Source organism: Flavobacterium sp. GSP27 (assembly GCF_003970395.1).
In the GTDB taxonomy this organism is placed as follows: Bacteria; Bacteroidota; Bacteroidia; order Flavobacteriales; family Flavobacteriaceae; genus Flavobacterium.
Genome location: NZ_RYDP01000010.1, coordinates 1 through 19,005, shown reverse-complemented (window position 1 = coordinate 19,005; position 19,005 = coordinate 1). Strand labels below are relative to the sequence as shown.

Sequence of the window (19,005 nt, the reverse complement as noted above, 5' to 3'; positions counted from 1 at the left end):
TCATAGCTGTAGAAAAAGCTATAGAAAAGCAAAATCCCGATACATTCAGCATGTATCGGGATTTTTTATTTGATTACTTACGCTTTGACTAGTAATTGAATTCCTGTCTGTTGTCTTCAATTTTAGCATTTCCTTTCAAGGCAGGAACTACTCTATTAGCATCTGAAGCGCTTTGTTCTTTTAATTTAGAAACATAAGAAGCATGGCTTTTCAATGCTGGCGCTTTTACAGTGCTATTGTTTTTCACTACATAAACACCTGTGTTTCCTTCAATTGGAGCTGACATTTTATTTGCTGCTAAAGCAAATGCATTTCCTACTACACTTGGCTCTTGACCAACACCTGGCAACATCGTGTTTAGCATTGTCAAGTCAGTAGCTTGTTGTACGGTAGCTCCTACTGCTTTCGCGATTGCTTCCAGCGAAGAACCTGTCATTTTTGCCTTTATCAATGCTGCTTTTTTCTTGTTTTTTAGTATTTGTTCCACATAAGGTCTCGCCACAGAAACAGCTACTAAACCAGAATTGTCAATACTCTTTAATTTTGCAATTACGTGACCTACATTAGCCACTTCAAATCTTTTTACAGCACCTACTTTTACTCCTTTTTCAAAAGCCCAACGAACGATTGATCTTTGATTTCCTAAAGTTCCAAAGTTTTCGTCCATCCCTTTTACAGAAACAGCCGGAGCTACTACAAGCCCCATATCTTTTGCAACTTTGTTAAAATCTTTGTCCACAGCATCCATTTCTAATTTAGTTGCCTGCGTAAACATTTTATCTGAAGTGGCCTCAGATGCTTCTATTTTCTGAGCTACAGTAGCCAAACGAATTCCGTCTTGCTTATCAGTAACTTTGATAATATGAAATCCAAAAGGCGTTTCTACTAACCCTATTTTCCCAATACTGCTATTGAAGACAAAATCATTAAATGGTTTTACCATTTGGTTTGGACCAAAATAACCCAAATCTCCCCCTTGTTGAGAAGACGAATCATCAGAAGCTGTGAAAGCTAACATCAAGAAACTATCCGGACTGGCAGTAACTTGTGCTAAAATACTTTCTGCTTTTGCTTTTGCTTCTTCTTTTGTTCTTTTTTCCTTTTGATTTGGAACTTGAGTCCCTTCATAACTGATCAATATATGACTTGCTTTTGCATTCACACCTGATTTCATTCCCATTGATTTTGAAATACAGAAATATTTCCCGTATATGTAAGGCCCATAAACGGCTCCAGGAGCAAGATTAAATAATTTATCCGCATCAATTGCAGGCAAATCTTTTTTGGCCACATAAGACGAATCATAAGGAACATCTGAATTTGAATTCACAAACTCAATTGTATTAGTTGCTGCTCTTAATCCTGGTAAGGTATCATTTTTTCCGGTAGCTTGATTGTATACTACTGTTCCGGCTAACAATGCATTTATTTTTGATTTTACTTCGGCTTCATCAGCTGGTGAGGCTTTGTCTTCAATCAAGACATATTCTACTTCACGAGATTCGTCTGCTTTGAATTTTTTTTCATTTTTCTTCATATAATCAACAATTTCAGCGTCAGTCACTTTTACTTGACTGTCTTTGATTGTTGAATATAATCCGGCAACATAAGCAAAGTTTACTTTATTTGCTTCCATCTCATACTGCAACTTGCCTTCGCTCTCCGTTGTAAAAACGGCCGCTTTAATCAATGTAGTATAGATTTGATATTTAGCATTAAGATCTGCATCTTTTTCTCTGTCTTTCAAAAACTGAGCTTGGGCAGGATTTGCTTTGAAATATTCTTTAAATTTTGCAATATCAAAAACACCGGCTGCATTCAAAAACAATGGATTCCCACCAATATTTTGATCGCCTTTCAGCACTTCTAATAGGTGTTTTTCACCTACTCGTAATCCTAATTTTTCAAATTCAGCCGTTAGCAAAGCAACCGAAACTTCTTGTTCCCATACTCTGTTAGCCGCTTCAGTTGAAGTAATTCCTTGACCACTTTTTTCAACATTACTCACTTTAACTCTAAAATCTTCAAATGAAATATCTTTCCCGTCAATGCTTCCTACATCTTTTGATGTGCTGCTGAAACCTCCACTGCTAAATATATCACCTATGATAAATGCTAATAAACAAAACCCAATAACTAAGATCAGAAGAAGCGAACGTTGTCTAATTTTTTGTAATAATGCCATTTTATTGTTGTTAATTTTTATATTCAGGTTGCGAAAATACAATTATCTAATTAATAATTATAGTAGTAGCGTTTTATTTTATAAGAAATTTCAATTTTACAAAAAAAACTACTCTAGCACGGTCATATTTACTAATTCTATTTTCTTATTTATTGCTTCTTCAATTACAAAACGATACGCTCCAATGGTGATAACCGCTCCATTTTGAGGAATTTCGGTAGTAAAATTCACAATAAACCCCCCAAGTGTTCCATACGAATCACTTTCCGGAATAGCCAGTTTATAGGTATCATTAAGGTACTCGACGTCTAACCGGGCTGAGAAAACGTATTCGCCATCACCGAGTTCTTTTTCAATCAATTCTTCATCTGAATCGTGTTCATCTTCAATTTCACCAAAAAGCTCTTCCACAATATCCTCTACGGTAATAATTCCGGAGGTGCCGCCGTATTCATCTAATACAATAGCTACACTTTTACGTTTTTTGATCAGCAAACTCATCGCATCTTTGATAAAGATTGTTTCCGGAACAAATTCTACCGGAATCACAATATCCTTGATACTGTCTGGTTTCTTGAACATATCAAAGGAATGCACGTAGCCTACAATGTCATCGAGTGAATTTTGAAACACCACTATTTTAGAATAGCCTGTTTCTATAAACAATTCTCGGAGATCTATGATGGTATCCGACAAGTCAATGGCTATAATTTCAGTACGGGGATTCATCACATCTCTGGCTTTGACTCCTGAAAATTCTAATGCGTTTTGAAACATCAGAATTTCAGAATCCATGGCATCATCATCTTCAACACTGCTCATTTGTTCCGTAATGTAATTCCCCAGCTCAATTTTACTGAAATAAAGCTGTACATTATCGCCTTCGGTTTTGAAGAATTTTATCAAAACAAAATCAGAAACCCAAATAAAAAATGCAGCTATAAAATAGAAAATACTAAAAAAGAAATAGGCGGGAATTGCAAAAAACTTAAATAGAAAATTGGCATAAATTTGAAAAAAAACTTTTGGCAAGAACTCTGCGGTAATCAGCACAATGATAGTAGAAATTATGGTTTGAATTAATAAATCCAAGAAATCCGAAAACTGAAGCCCCAGAGTAACAAACCAGCGCATCAATAATTCGCCCATAAAAAAACCGTAGACCACCATGGTGACATTATTCCCAATGAGCATGGCTACGATAAACTTGGAGGGCTTTTCAGTAAGCTTTGTCAGTATTCTGGAAACAAAACCGCCTTGTTTTTTTTCAATTTCAAGATATATTTTATTTGAAGAGACAAACGCTATCTCCATTCCTGAAAAAAAAGCACTTAGTATTAGACACAGGAAAATAACACTAATCTCCATGAATTAGGATTTTTTGTTTCGGTCTTCAAACTTTTTAGCAAATTTTCTTCTAAAGAAAAACATAAAAACGGCTAATCCGGCAAACATGAAACTCAACCACGGATTTTCTTCCTCGGCATTTAACTTTATGAAGCCATCATAAATAAAATAGGCTCCAAAAACAAGATAAACGTATTGTGTGTATTTTAAATAGTTCATAGGGTGTTGTGTTATTCAGCGGTTTCGAGTTCGCCGGTTATTTTTTGAGAATTAATCACTTTGAAATCCTTGCTAAAATCGATTCCTTGTCCATTTGAAACACCTTTTGGGTCTGTTAATTTAAACCTTCTTTCGGTAAAAAACCACTCATTCCTTTGATCAAAATAAAGTTGCTCTGTTTCTAACAGCTGTCCATTTTCATTAGAGATCCTTACTTTTCCCTGCAGATCAATTACTGCTGTTCCTTTGTAAGAAATGGCATAATTTGATTTGATAAATGTTTTCTTCCCTTTTTTGTCAAATAAAGTAACATCAATCCCTTTTGGGAATTCCGTAAAAGGAAAGCTAACGCTAGAATAATCTAACATTTTAGAGCTGATCAAAATGGATGTAATCCTTCCTGAATCTGTATATTTGAGATTTACCATATCAGCATCACTACTGGGAACAAACTCGGAAAAATTTATTTTTTGTATTTCCTTAAAATTACTTTCGCACCCCAAAAAAAGCGCTCCGGCAAAAACCGCGACCCCTAATTTGATATAATATTTTTTGACTACTGTCATAAGTTGGCCTGGACGAAAAAATTGGAAAAAGTACTTCTTTTTATTCTAGTTGAATTTTCTTCTGATGAACCATTCGTCATTAAGAGAAAAACTCACACTTACATTGGCGTAGTTTTCTTGAACTAAACTAGATGCTGTAGTTCCTTTTTTGCCTAATTCAAATCCAATATTCACATTAGAGAACTGACCTGTTAGTGGCAATCCAATGCCTAGAGTTAATCCCATATCATCAATGGATTCTGAATTGATCACCATTCCGGTTTTTTCAAATTTCAAACCCCCTCGGTACGTAATCCTTTTTGTGTAGCTTGTGAACGAGTTGTAATTAGGAATAAAATACCCTCCAATGCTGTATTTCGAATGCTTTTCGTAGGTAACATTTGGCATTGAATTAAAATTATTTGCCAAGGATCCTGCATCCTGTAGCGTCACACCAACTCCTACGAGCCATTTTCTGGCCTGGCCAAAACCTGCTGCTAATGCTAATTTACTCGGCATTTTCAAATTCACTTGGCCCTTTACATCATCCAGCGCATCTACAACCACCACATCAAAATTTGAACTAAAAACCACTGTCGAAATATTCCTGTTGTTTTTAGACACCAATGTATTTTCCAGCGTATAATTTGCACTACTAAAAAAAGAGATTTTTTTATAGATTTTAGTCTGATACATCATCCCTACATTAAAATTCACGCCAGACAAATCAATCGTATTCAATTCTCTGGTTCCAACAGGAACTCCACTAATGAATTCAAGGTTATTAGATTCAATTTTTCCAAAATTATACTGCACATCGGCACCTACACTAAAATTTGGCGTCACTTTATACCCTACTCCTAAAAAGGCCTTGTTCAAACCACCAGTACCATTGAAACGCTTGCTGTTTTGCGAGGGATCAGTAGCAATAGATTGTATTTTATATCCTACCGATGAATACGGAATCAATCCAAAACCCAACCCAAACTTACCAATAGGCAAACCCACGGCCAGGTAATCCAGAGTCGTTCTTCTTGTATTTGCAGCTTCAGTATCTGTTTTCATTTTTGTGGTCGCATGCGTACCACCCAGGGTAAAAGTAGTTAGTTTAAGACTTGCATAACTGGCTGGATTTTGCAAGTTCATGTGTATACTGTCTTGTTCAATGGCTATTCCTGCCATCGAACGGTTTTCCAACGTTCCTTTGAACCTAACATCTCCTATTCCATAAAAAGAATACGGGGACGCTGTTCCTTCTTGAGCAAAAGATACTAATGATAAAAGCAAACAGGCGCTTATTATAATTTTTTTAATCATTTTTGGTTTTATGTTGAAATGTTTGGTTTAAACTTTCCAGAAGAAAATTTGAATTGGCAAATATGGTATTTTTTAATCGTTTAGCCAAAAAATCTGTGTCTCCACCCGTTAAAATTATTATAAAATTTAAATACCGTGCTTTATATTGATTTATAAACCCGTCAATCTCATAAACTAAACCGTTTACCACTCCGGAATGAATCGATTCTGAAGTTGATTTCCCAATCAAATCTTCCGGAATCCCCAGAGACAATAAAGGTAATTTTGCGGTGTAGTGATGCAATGCTTCATAGCGCAATCGCAGTCCCGGCGAGATCGCTCCCCCTAAATAATTATTTTCCTGATCTATAAAATCATAGGTAATGCAAGTTCCGGCATCAATGACCAGCCGGTTTTGATCCGGATACCGGAGCGTAGCCCCTGCAGCAAGAACCATACGGTCAATTCCCAAAGTTTGTGGCGTTGCGTATTTATTTTGGAACGGAAAAGAATCCTTATTCGAGATAAAATGCACTTTTATCTCTTTATCGAAAGCTAAAAACGGCTGTTTTCCGAGATCTCCAACTGAAGAAACCACCAAATCAGTTGTTTTTTTAAAGTTTTTTAAAATATTTTTAATATTTTTTTCCAATTCAATTTGGCTAAAAACAAAAACCTCCAAAAGCATAGCACCCTCAAAAACAGCGGCTTTAATTCTGGTATTTCCCACATCAACTACTAAAATCATAATTTCTTTTTTGATGGGACAAAGGTACGAATTGATTTTTTTTTAAAATTGTTTTGGATAAACTAAAAATCATACTATATTTGCACCCGCAAACAAGTTCATCGAACTCCTACTAAAATAAGAGCAAAGTGAGATAATAGCGAGGTACCTTAGCTCAGATGGTAGAGCAATGGACTGAAAATCCATGTGTCCCTGGTTCGATCCCTGGAGGTACCACAAAACCCACTCAAACGAGTGGGTTTTTTGTTTTTATACAAAATCAAAAACAACTTTGTTCAAGACTTGATCTAAAACACATTCCTTTCGTCCTTGCTCAAAGCAGTATTGCAAGAAACAAAATACTCGTACAGCAATAAAATTCCCTTCAAAAGACCTCAAAAAGCGCCTTCGTTTCTGGAATCAGTAGTTCCCTCTTGTTCCCAAAAAAATATTTTATTCCGTGTACAAACTCCATAAAAACAGCCCGCACTCTCGTTTAATGCATTGCCTCCATATTCTTTTAATTAAAAACAAATAGGCCTAATTGCAAAAAACACAATCGCACACGAACCCCTTCTTATCTTTTTAATAATTCCCCTACAAAAAGATTACGCTTCTCTGTTTGCAAAAAACACTTTTTAAATAAGTAGGAAAACCAGGCTTATAAAAGGAATAACACATACCCCTGAAAAATAAAGACCGAGTAAAAAGAGGTCCTTTTACAATTTAGCTTTGCATTTTTTTTCCGGCAGCAACATCTCCCTCAGTCGCTTTATCTCCCACATTTGTATTGAAAGAAAAAACAGGTATTCCAATACGGATTTCAAAAATCATACCGAGCATCGCCCAGTGGCCATGATACAACTACAACTGGTCTTGGCGTCTTGTAAAGATTTATTTCTTGCTTTCCTTACAAAAAAGGTTCTCAGAATTATCAAAGAGTAATGACAACAAGAAGAAGAATACTCTTATTTTGATGTTTTTATCGGACTACACTGTTCTTTTTTCCTATATTTACTAAAAACCAAACTTCCTCTTTTGCCGGAACAAGCAAATTATGACCAATTGTAACACCAAGAATTAGTTGCCTGTATGCCTTTTCTCTTGAATTAAATAAAAATTAGCGATACCATTACACTATGAAAAAAATTTCCCTGTTACTGCTTTTTATTGCCACGCTGCAAGCCACTATTGCTCAAAACGGAACAGAACCCGTACACCTTACAGATCTGCTAAAAATTAAAACCATCAACAACGTCACACTAACTAAAGACGGAACAAAAGTGGCCTTTACCCTGACCACTATCGAGCCTGACCAGACTAGTACGCTGGATTATAAGTATCGAACCCAGATATATAGCGCATCCACGGCAAACACAGCCACTCCGTTGCAGTTGACCACTAGCAAAGAAGGTGCTGCAAAACCCGCATGGAGTCCAGACGGAAAGCAGCTTGCTTTTACGCGCTCCGTAGAAGACAAATCTCAAGTTTTTATTTTATCCCTAGATGGAGGAGAATCCATGCAATTGACCAGCCATAAGTACGGCGCAAACAACCCAAAATGGTCTCCAGATGGCAAAAAAATACTTTTTTCATCAAGTCTTTCTCTACAAGAATTAATTGCAGACTCTACCCTAAACAAATCACATGACATACCAACTTGGGCCATGGAAAAACCTGGTTTTACCAATAATGAACATTTGTTACCCAATAGCGACAAACCAAACCCAAATGGGAGCTTATCCCAGATAAGAGCCTATCTTGAAAAAAATGCCGTGGATAAAAAAGCAATCGTCCTAAACAAATTAAACTTTCAAAGTGAGTCGGCTATCTCATCCGAAATGACTTATAACCATTTCTTTGATATCAATGTGACTAAAGATGCTGCGCCACGACTGCTCACAAAAGGATTTTATAGTTTTACCAATGCTGACTATACTCCAGACGGCAAACAACTCATTTTCTCGGGCGATATGGACACCGCAGAAAATCCGGATCGCTCTTTAGAAAGCGAAATTTATTTAGCGGATAGTGATGGGACTAATTTAAAAATGATCTTAGGCGAAAAGGACAAAAGATACAGCAATGCCTCCGTATCGCATTCCGGAAAATGGCTTGCCTTTCTTTTTAGTTCTACTTCTTTCGTCTCAGTCCCTACCTTAGCAATAATGCCAATAAACGGAACCGAAAAAGACATTATAACGATCCCATTTGATCGCAATAAAACAAATCTCATTTGGAGTACTGATGACAAACACCTCTACTTCACTGGACAAAGCAATGGTGGAAATGTCCTGAACAAAGTCACTATTGCCACCAGAAAAGTAGATTCTTTATCGAGCAGTGAGATTGGCATTACCAGTTTTGACATTGCAAACAAAACCCTTGTTTATTCTAAAACAGCGATTTCAAATCCATCCGAACTGTATTTTTCCACTACGGATTTCAAAAAAGAAAGAAAAGCCAGTACTTTTAATGATTGGGTGCAAACTAAAAAATTATCCTTTCCTGAAAAGAAAACGTTTGTCAACGATTTAGGGATGACCATTGAGTATTGGGTAATGAAGCCTGCCAACTACCAAGCAGGAGAAAAATACCCTTTGTTGCTGGAAATTCATGGAGGGCCATCTGCTATGTGGGGACCAGGTGAAGAAAGCATGTGGCACGAATACCAATATTTTTGTAGCAAAGGATATGGTGTAGTGTATAGCAATCCTAGGGGTTCCGGCGGTTATGGTTTAGATTTTTTACGGGGTAACATCAATGACTGGGGCAAAGGTCCTGCAAGCGATGTGCTGACCGCTTTAGATAAAACTATCGATCAAGGCTGGGCTGATCCCGATAAACTATTGATAACCGGAGGTTCTTATGCTGGTTACCTGACGGCTTGGATTATCAGCCATGACAATCGATTCAAAGCCGCCTGCGCACAACGTGGCGTGTACGACCTGAACACCTTTTTTGGCGAAGGGAATGCCTGGAGACTGGTTCCTAATTATTTTGGCGGCTATCCGTGGGAACCCAAAGTGAAAGAAATTCTGGCGAGAGAATCCCCTTTGACATACGTTGAAAACATCAAGACACCATTTATTATTTTTCACGGGGGCAATGACCGTCGTACGGGATTCGTTCAGGGAGAAATGATGTATCGCAGTCTCAAGGTTCTGGGGCGTCCCGTTGAATATGTAGTCCATCCGGGAGCAACACACGAAATCACTCGCAATGGCGACAACAGACAGCGAATGGATCAAATGTTGCGAACCTATGAATTCTTTGAAAGATGGATTGCTAAAAAATAAAAAACTCAATTTTAAAATTACGTAGAATAAAAAAATTAAATTAAGTACGTTTATATAAGTATTAACCCATTGGGTGCAATTATTCAAAACGTCAGTTCGAGTGTTTTTTGTGTAGTAAAACGGAACAAACTTCTCGATACGCTTCGCACTCGAAGTGACGTGTATCGAGAACCGTTTTTAATACTAATTTTCTAGTTCTCGATATAATCCCGCCCAAAAGCGGGATCACTCGAACTGACGAAAATTATCATCAAAAATTAATTGCACCCAACGGGTTAAGTATTAATACTTGTATTTACGTAACAATACTTAATTAATTGGATTATGATTAAAGTAACAGTAGTCGGAAACGGCATGCTAGGATACAAGTTTTGCGAAAAATTTATTGCAAAACCCGGACAGGAAAAACATCAAATTACCGTATTTGGAGAAGAGCCCAGACGCGCGTATGATAGCGTTGACTTATGTAAAAACTTGGTTCAAGGCCAGAAAAACAAGCGGTTTTCCAAGCAATAGAGGCGGTTGCCTCAAATACAAAGACAAGCAAATTGCCATCATCAACTTTGAATGCAAAAAAGAATGGTATGCTTGTCAAAACGCCTGCCCTAATAAAATGAAAATGGCTCTTTCCAGAGGAATGTTGAGTTCTATGGGAGATATTCCCAAAATAGCCTGCCCTTTGCACAAAAAAACTTTTTCACTTGTGGACGGTACCAATTTAAATGGAGACGATCTAAAAATTGCGACTTATCCTGAAAAAATTATAGGTAACGAGGTATTCGTTGGCTTTTTGGATTAATTATGTATCTTTGATTTTAAACCTTTCAAATGACAATCTTACAATTCCAAAATGCCAGCGCATGGATTGATGCAGAAAATGCACAAGATCCAAATCATGAAATAGACCACTCTGTTTCGCAGCCAAAGGAACTATTGTACTCTAATCGAATGTACGAAAGGCTGATGGATTTTTATCCAAATGCATCCGAAGCTGTTCAAATTTCGGCCAAAGCACAACACATTTGCCGATGGAAAATGCCCCGAGAATCCTATCCAATGGATCGAGTGGGCTATTTAAAATGGCGCGAAGATTTGAAAAAATTTCACGCTAAAACCACTGCTGAAATTTTAGAAAAAGCAGGATATTCCACAGCATTTATTGCACGGGTTTCTTTCCTTATCGAAAAAAAATTACTCAAAAAAGATATCGAAACACAACTCCTTGAAGATGTAATTTGTTTGGTGTTTATGGAATTTTATTTGGATCCTTTTGTTCAAAAACACGACCGAGAGAAAATGAAAAATATTATCTTGAAAACCTGGAATAAAATGTCTGAAAAAGGACAACAGGAAGCCCTAAAAATAAAATTTAGCGCTGAAAATTTCGATTTGATAAAAGAAGCGCTTGGTTTGTAAATCGACATGCTTATGAAAAACAGAGCCACAGCATCTGTTGACAAAGACACCTTCAAAAATCTAAGACGATTCTATCTATTTGCCTTATTGACTATTGTGGTTACGGTTCTGTTAAGTAATTGGGCTCTTCCGTAATCTTAAGTGCGTTGTTGATGATTCCAAAATGGATATTACAAACATCCCTGAAGAGCTCGCTCATTCTCTCAAATGACAAGTATTGTCTAGTATGCATATAAGCAATAGTAGCTTGAATATTAGATTCATAACTGGTAGGCGAGTTAACTCGGCTAGGGAACAAAGCTTTGGTATGATAGCCACAAGGACAAGTTTTTTGAAATATACCGTGTTCAGTAAATTCAGGAATAATCGGTGGTATGTCAACAACTTGTCTGCGTAGCATAAATAGTGCTAGTTGATCAAACAAATCATCACCACAATGATTGCAAAATTCTAGTTGGTGCTCAATGACAACATCTGGGTTGGCAATCATTTCCAAAGTATTGCCTTGGTGACCTGGTTGTCTGCCTATTTTTTTTGGTTTTAAAGGTCTATTTAATTTTGGCTTTCGTGATGTGCTTCGCAGTTCGTCTTTTGATGATGAAACTGAACTATTACGACTGTTTTTTGCGATGCGTTAGGTCATCGATTTTATCAAGTAATTTTTCAACTAATGATTCTAATCGGGTAACTTTGACCTCTAATTCAGCAATACGTTTTTTATCTGTGTTCTATTTCTATTTGTTTGACACAAGGGAAACAAACACCTACAAAAAGCAACTAAAATCAGGCGAATACTTGTTAAGAAGTAATAAACAATTACTTAAAATAAAGCTGTTTTTTTAAAAGCAAAAAGTTAAAATTGTTTATAACTATGTTTTTTTTAGAACAGGCTGAATAGTTACGGCTTTTCAATTATTTCATTCAACAACTAGTTGATATTTAAGATTATGTCGCAGTACTACAATAGATTTTACAGATTAGTCAGTGTCAAAATATAATATTTATTACAAATTTCAATTGGGATTTATTTCAAATTAGTATTTTTGATTTGAATATTTAAACATATCTAATCCGCTAATACTTAATTTTTTTTAACACGATAATCTTCACTACTCACATGGCAAAACCTATTTTACTTTTAGAAGACCATAAATTGGTAACGGATTGTTACATTATGGCATTACATAGTTTAAATCTATATACCGATATTATTGTATCTCATTCTTTGCATCATGCTTATACTACTTTAACAGATCCAAATTTTAATATTTTGAGGTTAGCTATTTTAGATTTCAGTATGGCCGAGTATGAGCCTCTTAATTTAAAAAATGGTGAAGATATTGCTTTGATTATACGGTCAAAATTTCCTGATGCGAAAATTATATTTATCTCAGGACAACTTCACAGTTTAGAATTAGAAAGTCTATTAAAAAATATTAAACCTGATGCTATTGTTGAAAAAGCAGATATAAACTATAGTGATCTGAGTATTATTTTCCAAAAGGTGCTTAATGGAGGAGTATTTTACAGTAGTCATATTTTACAAAGAATAAAGCATAATAAATCCAATTATATATTTTTAGATTATCTGAATTTAATGATTATTCAATTGATTTGTAAAGGTATAGCTACCAAGAATTTGCCAATGCATTTACCGATTTCACTAAGTGCTGTTAATAAAAGAAAAGCTAAAATAAAAGTTATTTTGAATATTGAGAATGGTTCTAATGAAGCAATTATAAAGGAAGCCAAAAAACGTGGGTTGATTTAAAGTACAATTGTAAATTTAACATTTTGGGTAGTTTTACTACCCTTTTTTATTTTAGAAGTTTTTTATTTTTGTTCATTTTTAACTAATCAAAATGAATTTTATGAGAAAACACTACATATTAGTAATGCTATTATTTCCACTATTATCATTCGCACAAGATAAAATACTATTCAGTTACGACCAGGCTGGGAATCAAGTTTTGCGGGAAATATGTATTAATTGTAATGCTAGAACTACAGCTAAACCAGTAAAAGAATTAAAAAAAGAGGACTTACAAAAAATTGATCAGATTTCTTATTATCCAAATCCTGTATCAGAGGAACTCTATCTTAATTGGGAATTGGTGCCAGATAAAAAAGTAGTTGAAATTAAATTAATTTCAATAAATGGCACGTTACTACAAAGGTATGTTCCTGCCGACAAACAAATGTCAATCAGTTTTCAAGGTTATCCAAGTGGACTTTATGTAGTTCAGTTTAGTTATAATACTGATGAACAAAAGAGTATTAAAATTATTAAGAAATAGTTACTATCCTTCAGTACCGTTTACTCTTTATATATTTCAAAAAAAACAATTTACAATATTTTACATATCCAATAGAATTTAATATGAAAAAACTTTATTTTTTACTCTTCTTGTTTGGACAATTTTGTTTGGCTCAGAATTTCACAGATACCAAGGGAGAATTACAAATTTCTAATTCTGGAACAGCTTCCTTTAATTTGCCCATCGCAGTACCCCCAAGTATTATGAATGTCGCTCCAGTAATTAATCTTACCTATTCTAGTGGAGCTCGGGGAGGTATTGCTGGACAAGGGTGGAGTATCAATAGTATTTCATCTATAACTCGAATGGCTACAAGAAGAGACATTGATGGATTTGTTGATGGGGTAGATTTTGATAGTGATGATAAATTAGCCTTAGATGGTCAGCGTTTACTTATAAAAACAGGTGCTTATTGGGGAAGCGGATCTACCTATGAAACGGAATACAAAAGCAATACTAAAATTGAGTATGTTGTTCAGGGTAATATGGCTTTCTTTGTCGTTACGGCACCGGATGGCTCTAGGTCATGGTATGGGAGTACTGGAAATGGCACTTATCAAAATGCAGTTTCAGTAACAGCTTGGCATATTGTGCGCTATGAGGATGTGAATGGCAATAGAATTGATTATAACTATATGAATGTGGTGTATAATGCTACTAATCAACTTTACATTTCAAGTATTTCATTTAGCGGGAATCCCAGTGCGGGAATTGCATTTCAAAATTCAATTGTATTCAATTTTAAAAATTCACAACGTGTGGAGCGCGATTTTATTGGTGGAAACCCTTCTTATGCTTCTAAGATTTTAGATAATATTGAAGTACGAACTAACAACACTATTTTTAGAAAATATCAATTGTCTCATATAGAAGATTACTTTTTAGGATACGAAAGGGTACAAAGTATTAAAGAACTTAATGCTCAAAATGAAGAATCAAACCCAGTTGAATTTGAATATGACATTAGCCCTAGATTTTTAGAAAGAAAGGAAAAATCATACGTAAACAACTTAGCTTTTGACAAAATAGATTTAGCAGGTGATTTTGATGGTGATGGTAGACTGGATTTTACGGCAAAAGATAAAATGTACACGAACCTTTTCTTGGGAAACAGTGGAAATACTCCTATTGATATGCCTGCCAAAGATGGCCAAATATTTATAGGAACTACTCTTACAAACAATAAAATGAATCAATTTCAGTCCATTTTTTATGTTAAAGAATCGCTGAATAGTATTGAGTTTAAAGCGTATAATTTAAATGCTACTGGTTTAACTTTGAATTATACAAAAAGTCTAAATTTCAATAACACAATGCTCTTAGATCCAAGTTCAGAGGGTTATTGTGCAGAACAAGCCAATTTACAAAAAATCAATACTTACCTCGAGGGTGATTTTAATGGAGATGGGATAAGTGAATTTCTTATTGAAAGCTTAAGAAATCAGAGAAGCACTACATACGAATATACAGAGTATGACCATAATACTGGTTATCCAATAAATGAATATTGTACAGAAACTTTTGATTATGACGGACTGGATTTTCACCTAGTTAACTTGGACCCTAATGCAAACACGTCAATTGGACAAAAAGATTTTGCTTTAATACCTAATGGAAATCTTTTAGAGGGTGGAAAAAAGTTTGTCATGGATTTTAATTCAGATGGCAAATCGGATATTTTACTTATAGATTATAACAGGAATTATAAAGTAATAGGCTTTAAACAGCTCAATGCTGCGCCATGGGTCGAATTGGAACTGCTAGGTTTTGGTATTATTGACAGTTATTCAGACACAAAACAAATCCTTTTTGGAGATTATAATGGAGATGGGAAAACGGATATTATGATTCCCCATTCAGAAGGAGGAAGTGGGCATACTTTGTGGCATATTTATTACAGTAATCCAAAAACATCTGGTGGTGATTTTTTCACAAAAGAAAGTCACAATATAGTTGAATACTGGCCTAATACAGGAACAACATATAGTACTCAAACTGATTTTAGTAGTTATTATGCAATTGATGTAAATAAAGATGGTAAATCAGACATTGTACGAGTTTGGAGAAAATATTACAAACCAAAATGGACGATAAATGATCATAACACACAATGGCGCGTAACCAGCTATGTAAATAATTTAGGGAAACTAGATTATCCAGGGTTCAATTATGATTATGATTCAGGACTGTTTGATAATGACTCTCCAGATATACCTATTCCAGTAACCTCAAATTTCAGATACAATGGAGCCAATACTGATCTTGTACTTGTAAGAGGACATCATAATAAAATTGAGTATTACCAATTCTATAAAAATGTAGAAAAAGAAAATAGATTAATATCGGTAACTGCAGCTAGTGGAAATATAAAGCAAACTATTGATTATAAACCAATGGAAGCAAGTGATACTAGTTATGGTAATGCGACATCCGATTTTTATTCTTCAAGTGATTCGGTAACCTATCCCAACATTGAAATTATCCGTAACCCTACCAGTTTTTTGGTCTCTAAATTAACTGCTACAATCAATGGGATTTCTAAATATCAGGATTTTAGATATAGAGGGTATGTTTCTAACTTCAATTTCGGAACTGTTGGTTTCATTCGGACTTCTAGAAGCAGCTGGTATTTATCAGATTCGGATTCAAAAATTTGGTCAACACAACACAATGATATAACACTAAAAGGAGCAACTACTCTTTCTTGGTCAAGTACTAATTCCAATACTGTTTTTGATGCAGTACCTACAGATTTATTAAATACCAAAACGAACACTTTTGATACTTATATACATCCAGCCTCAAAAGTTTACAATGTTTTATTGAACAAACAATCGACAATTGATCATTTAACTGGAGTAACAACTGAAGATACTTTTACTTATGACGGCTCAGTCAACTCTAGTTCGTATTATGGACTAGAAACACAACGAGTTTCTAAAAAAAGTATTGGCACTGCCCTGCAGGGAACAGCAACCACCACCTCAACCTATGAAAATAACCCATCAGGTGTAGGGGCAAATTATTATGTAGGACGTCCTAAAACTATTGCTACTTCAACATCAAATAGCACCGGCGATACGAGAACAACTAGTGAAACGTATACCTATTCTGGAACGACATTATCCAAATCTGAAAAAACGGGTCATAATACCGGTTATGCTCTCGTCGAAGATATGACGTATGATACATTAGGGAATTTACTAACAAAAACTATTAGTGCTCCGGGCGCTCCAAGTCCTGTTGCTTCAAGAACAATTACTGATGAATACGACAACTCTAAACGATTCGTTATAAAGAAAACAGATCATCAAGGATTTATTAATCAGTTTACCTATAATACTTTGGGCCAAGTACTATCATCAACAAATTATATGGGTGTAGTTAGTACTAATGGCTATGATAGTTGGGGCAAACTAATTAATTCATCGGTATCAAATGCTTCAGCAACACCCCTTACAACAACAACAGTCTATAACAAATTAAGTTCTGGTGGATATACTACAACCACTACCAATAATTTAAATGGATTATCTGTTGTAGAATATGATGTTTTAGGTCGTGAAGTGCGCAACTCAACAAAAGGATTGGCAGCTGGATCTATGATCTCAACCATGGTTTCTTATGACGCTTTAGGAAGGAAATCATGGGTAAGTGAACCCTATTTTTCATTCCCTAATAGATTTACTAATTATGAATATGATTATTTACAACGTCCCGTAAAAGTAACTGCACCTACTGGTCGTATACAAACATTATCCTATTCAGGATTGACAACTGCAAGTATTGATGATGGAAAAACCACCACTGCAGCGCTTGATGCTTTGGGGAATAAAATAGAAACTACTGATCCAGGTGGTGTAATTGCATTCACGTACTACGCTAACGGTCAATTAAAACAATCTAATTATGAGGGACATAAAGTAACAATTAGTATTGACGGATGGGGTAATAAAATTGCTATGAATGATCCTAATGCTGGAAATTATTCCTATACTTATGACGCTTTTGGTCAATCCTTGACAGAAACGACTCCGAAAGGAAGTACAACCAATACCTATGACGCTTATGGTAAATTGATAAAGAAAAAATTAATTGGCGATGGCACTGATATAGAAACAGATTATGTTTATAATTCATTAAATCAACTTACTAGTGAGACTAGTAAAAAATCTAATGGAGTTAGTATTGATGTGTTCACGTATGGCTATGATAGTTTGCATCGCTTGTTAACAACCAGTGAATCCAACAGCCGATTTACACAATCTAAATCGATCACATTCGATTCGTTTAGCAGACCTGTTACCAGTACCAGTACCACTCAAGAATTGATTACTGGGATGGTGGCTACTGTGGTGACAAAGAATAACTATAACACCTATAATGGCATTATGGACAAAATTACCGATGGTAATGATGCCGTATTGTGGCAGTGGAATACCGCCAATGAAAAAATGCAATCGTTGACAGAGACACTAGGGAATGGTATTGCCATTACCAATGCCTACACAATTGATGGGTATTTTAGTTCACAAAAACACCTGCTATCCAGTACAGCTATTTTGCATAATACGTATGATTTTAATGGAATAAAAGGTACATTAAACAGTCGCCAGAACCTAACACTAGGCACTAGTGAAAGTTTTATCTATGACAACTTGGATCGATTGACGCAATGGACGAATCCATTGAATGGTACTAGCGATTCTAACAGCTATGATAACAAAGGACGTATTACCACCAACAATAAATTAGGTTCAGTAAATTATAACACAGACGTAGCAACTGGTATTTACAGAAAGAGTGCTATTGTCCTTACTCCCGAAGGGAAGAATTATTACAACACATTACCCAAACAAGTAGTGAGTTATACCATGTTCAAAAGCCCGATAAGTATAAATGAGAGTGATAAAGGAAGTACTACTTTTGCTTACAATTCGCATTTGTCCCGTCAAACTATGAATTATGGTTTTACCATTACACCACCAGCTACTACCGGAGTATATACTAAAACTAAGGATTATACTGATGATGGTACGGTAGAGATTATTAAAACCCCTACAACTATTACCATTCGTACCTATATTGCAGGAGATGCCTATGGTGCCCCACTGTATGTAGAAAAAATAAAAAACCTAGCGACAGGAACTATAGTCGATAAAAAGTACTACTTACATCGCGATTATTTAGGCAGTATTATTGCCATTTCTGATGAAAATGGACTAGCCATAGAACGCCGTCATTTTGATGCTTGGGGAAATTTAGCTAAATTGCAACAAAATGGAGTAGCAATAGTTTTACCTACAGATGGTACCGCTGCAAAATTGCTTTTCTTAGATCGTGGTTATACGAGTCATGAACACCTTTCTGAGGTAGGCTTAATTCATATGAACGGTCGTTTATATGATCCTGTTTTACGTTCTTTCTTAATGCCCGATAATTTTATCCAGCAACCGGAGAATACCCAAAACTACAACCGCTATGCGTATGTGTTGAACAACCCACTAATGTATACCGATCCTAGTGGGGAAATAATTCCTTTTTTGGTTGCAGTTGCTATTGGCGCAGCTGTTTCTGCTACCGTTTATACTTTAACTGCTCTAATGAGCGATGTACCTTTTAGTGTTGGTGGCTTGCTAAAAGCCACTTTTAT

The 19,005-nt window shown here is 35.5% G+C and carries 14 protein-coding genes and 1 tRNA gene; 8 read left to right on the top strand and 7 right to left on the bottom strand.

Annotated features, from left to right (window positions below):
• Positions 1-88 precede the first annotated feature (88 nt).
• The 6 genes from EKM05_RS09890 to EKM05_RS09865 form a co-directional block, all read right to left on the bottom strand.
• A complete protein-coding gene (locus EKM05_RS09890; RefSeq protein ID WP_126554921.1) occupies positions 89-2,185 on the bottom strand; it encodes a peptidylprolyl isomerase in 2,097 nt (698 codons plus the stop codon).
• 108 nt (positions 2,186-2,293) lie between these two features.
• Entirely contained in the window at positions 2,294-3,553 is a 1,260-nt protein-coding gene (locus EKM05_RS09885) for a hemolysin family protein (protein ID WP_126457477.1), read from the bottom strand.
• 3 nt (positions 3,554-3,556) lie between these two features.
• On the bottom strand, positions 3,557-3,751 hold the full coding sequence (locus EKM05_RS09880) for a hypothetical protein (protein WP_126457478.1): 195 nt from the start codon (positions 3,749-3,751) through the stop codon (positions 3,557-3,559).
• Positions 3,752-3,762: 11 nt separating this feature from the next.
• The gene (gene lptC, locus EKM05_RS09875; protein WP_126554919.1) at positions 3,763-4,317 is read right to left on the bottom strand and encodes an LPS export ABC transporter periplasmic protein LptC; all 555 of its coding nucleotides are present in this window, start codon (positions 4,315-4,317) and stop codon (positions 3,763-3,765) included.
• Between the two features lie 45 nt (positions 4,318-4,362).
• Complete coding sequence (locus EKM05_RS09870) at positions 4,363-5,613, bottom strand: hypothetical protein (RefSeq protein ID WP_126554917.1); 1,251 nt, start codon at positions 5,611-5,613, stop codon at positions 4,363-4,365.
• Positions 5,606-6,340, bottom strand: a complete 735-nt coding sequence (locus tag EKM05_RS09865) for a type III pantothenate kinase (RefSeq protein WP_126554915.1) — start codon at positions 6,338-6,340, stop codon at positions 5,606-5,608. The genes EKM05_RS09870 and EKM05_RS09865 overlap by 8 nt, the downstream gene beginning before the upstream one ends.
• 143 nt (positions 6,341-6,483) lie before the next feature.
• On the opposite strand from EKM05_RS09865, the gene EKM05_RS09860 reads away from it, so the two are divergent.
• The 5 genes from EKM05_RS09860 to EKM05_RS14770 all read left to right on the top strand — a co-directional run bounded on the left by EKM05_RS09860 (position 6,484) and on the right by EKM05_RS14770 (position 11,169).
• Positions 6,484-6,556, top strand: a tRNA-Phe gene (locus EKM05_RS09860).
• 902 nt (positions 6,557-7,458) lie between these two features.
• Positions 7,459-9,618, top strand: coding sequence for a S9 family peptidase (locus EKM05_RS09855; protein ID WP_126554913.1), 2,160 nt, complete (start codon positions 7,459-7,461; stop codon positions 9,616-9,618).
• Between the two features lie 448 nt (positions 9,619-10,066).
• Entirely contained in the window at positions 10,067-10,417 is a 351-nt protein-coding gene (gene nirD / locus EKM05_RS09845) for a nitrite reductase small subunit NirD (protein WP_126554910.1), read from the top strand.
• A 29-nt stretch (positions 10,418-10,446) separates the two neighbouring features.
• A complete protein-coding gene (locus EKM05_RS09840) occupies positions 10,447-11,034 on the top strand; it encodes a DUF4202 domain-containing protein (RefSeq protein WP_126452893.1) in 588 nt (195 codons plus the stop codon).
• 12 nt (positions 11,035-11,046) lie between these two features.
• Positions 11,047-11,169, top strand: a complete 123-nt coding sequence (locus EKM05_RS14770; protein ID WP_255416488.1) for a hypothetical protein — start codon at positions 11,047-11,049, stop codon at positions 11,167-11,169.
• On the opposite strand, the gene EKM05_RS14855 is transcribed toward EKM05_RS14770, so the two are convergent.
• Positions 11,135-11,665 (bottom strand): DUF6444 domain-containing protein, encoded by a 531-nt coding sequence (locus EKM05_RS14855; RefSeq protein ID WP_370275761.1) that lies wholly within the window; start codon positions 11,663-11,665, stop codon positions 11,135-11,137. The two genes, EKM05_RS14770 and EKM05_RS14855, sit on opposite strands and share 35 nt — an antisense overlap.
• A gap of 486 nt (positions 11,666-12,151) precedes the next feature.
• Between EKM05_RS14855 and EKM05_RS09830 the strand changes: the two genes are divergently transcribed.
• The 3 genes from EKM05_RS09830 to EKM05_RS09820 form a co-directional block, all read left to right on the top strand.
• Positions 12,152-12,805 (top strand): response regulator transcription factor, encoded by a 654-nt coding sequence (locus tag EKM05_RS09830; protein WP_126554905.1) that lies wholly within the window; start codon positions 12,152-12,154, stop codon positions 12,803-12,805.
• A 100-nt stretch (positions 12,806-12,905) separates the two neighbouring features.
• Positions 12,906-13,331, top strand: a complete 426-nt coding sequence (locus EKM05_RS09825; protein ID WP_233584083.1) for a T9SS type A sorting domain-containing protein — start codon at positions 12,906-12,908, stop codon at positions 13,329-13,331.
• Between the two features lie 83 nt (positions 13,332-13,414).
• Positions 13,415-19,005 (top strand): RHS repeat-associated core domain-containing protein (locus tag EKM05_RS09820; RefSeq protein WP_126554903.1); only part of this gene is annotated, 5,591 nt, incomplete at its 3' end.

Excerpts from the sequence above, each read along its gene's own strand:
- EKM05_RS09890 (WP_126554921.1), bottom strand. The coding sequence starts at position 2,185 with ATGGCATTATTACAAAAAATTAGACAACGTTCGCTTCTTCTGATCTTA.
- EKM05_RS09865 (WP_126554915.1), bottom strand. The coding sequence starts at position 6,340 with ATGATTTTAGTAGTTGATGTGGGAAATACCAGAATTAAAGCCGCTGTT.
- EKM05_RS09885 (WP_126457477.1), bottom strand. The coding sequence starts at position 3,553 with ATGGAGATTAGTGTTATTTTCCTGTGTCTAATACTAAGTGCTTTTTTT.
- EKM05_RS14770 (WP_255416488.1), top strand. The coding sequence starts at position 11,047 with ATGAAAAACAGAGCCACAGCATCTGTTGACAAAGACACCTTCAAAAAT.
- nirD (WP_126554910.1), top strand. The coding sequence starts at position 10,067 with ATGATAGCGTTGACTTATGTAAAAACTTGGTTCAAGGCCAGAAAAACA.
- EKM05_RS09825 (WP_233584083.1), top strand. The coding sequence starts at position 12,906 with ATGAGAAAACACTACATATTAGTAATGCTATTATTTCCACTATTATCA.
- lptC (WP_126554919.1), bottom strand. The coding sequence starts at position 4,317 with ATGACAGTAGTCAAAAAATATTATATCAAATTAGGGGTCGCGGTTTTT.
- EKM05_RS09830 (WP_126554905.1), top strand. The coding sequence starts at position 12,152 with ATGGCAAAACCTATTTTACTTTTAGAAGACCATAAATTGGTAACGGAT.
- EKM05_RS09880 (WP_126457478.1), bottom strand. The coding sequence starts at position 3,751 with ATGAACTATTTAAAATACACACAATACGTTTATCTTGTTTTTGGAGCC.
- EKM05_RS09870 (WP_126554917.1), bottom strand. The coding sequence starts at position 5,613 with ATGATTAAAAAAATTATAATAAGCGCCTGTTTGCTTTTATCATTAGTA.
- EKM05_RS09855 (WP_126554913.1), top strand. The coding sequence starts at position 7,459 with ATGAAAAAAATTTCCCTGTTACTGCTTTTTATTGCCACGCTGCAAGCC.
- EKM05_RS09840 (WP_126452893.1), top strand. The coding sequence starts at position 10,447 with ATGACAATCTTACAATTCCAAAATGCCAGCGCATGGATTGATGCAGAA.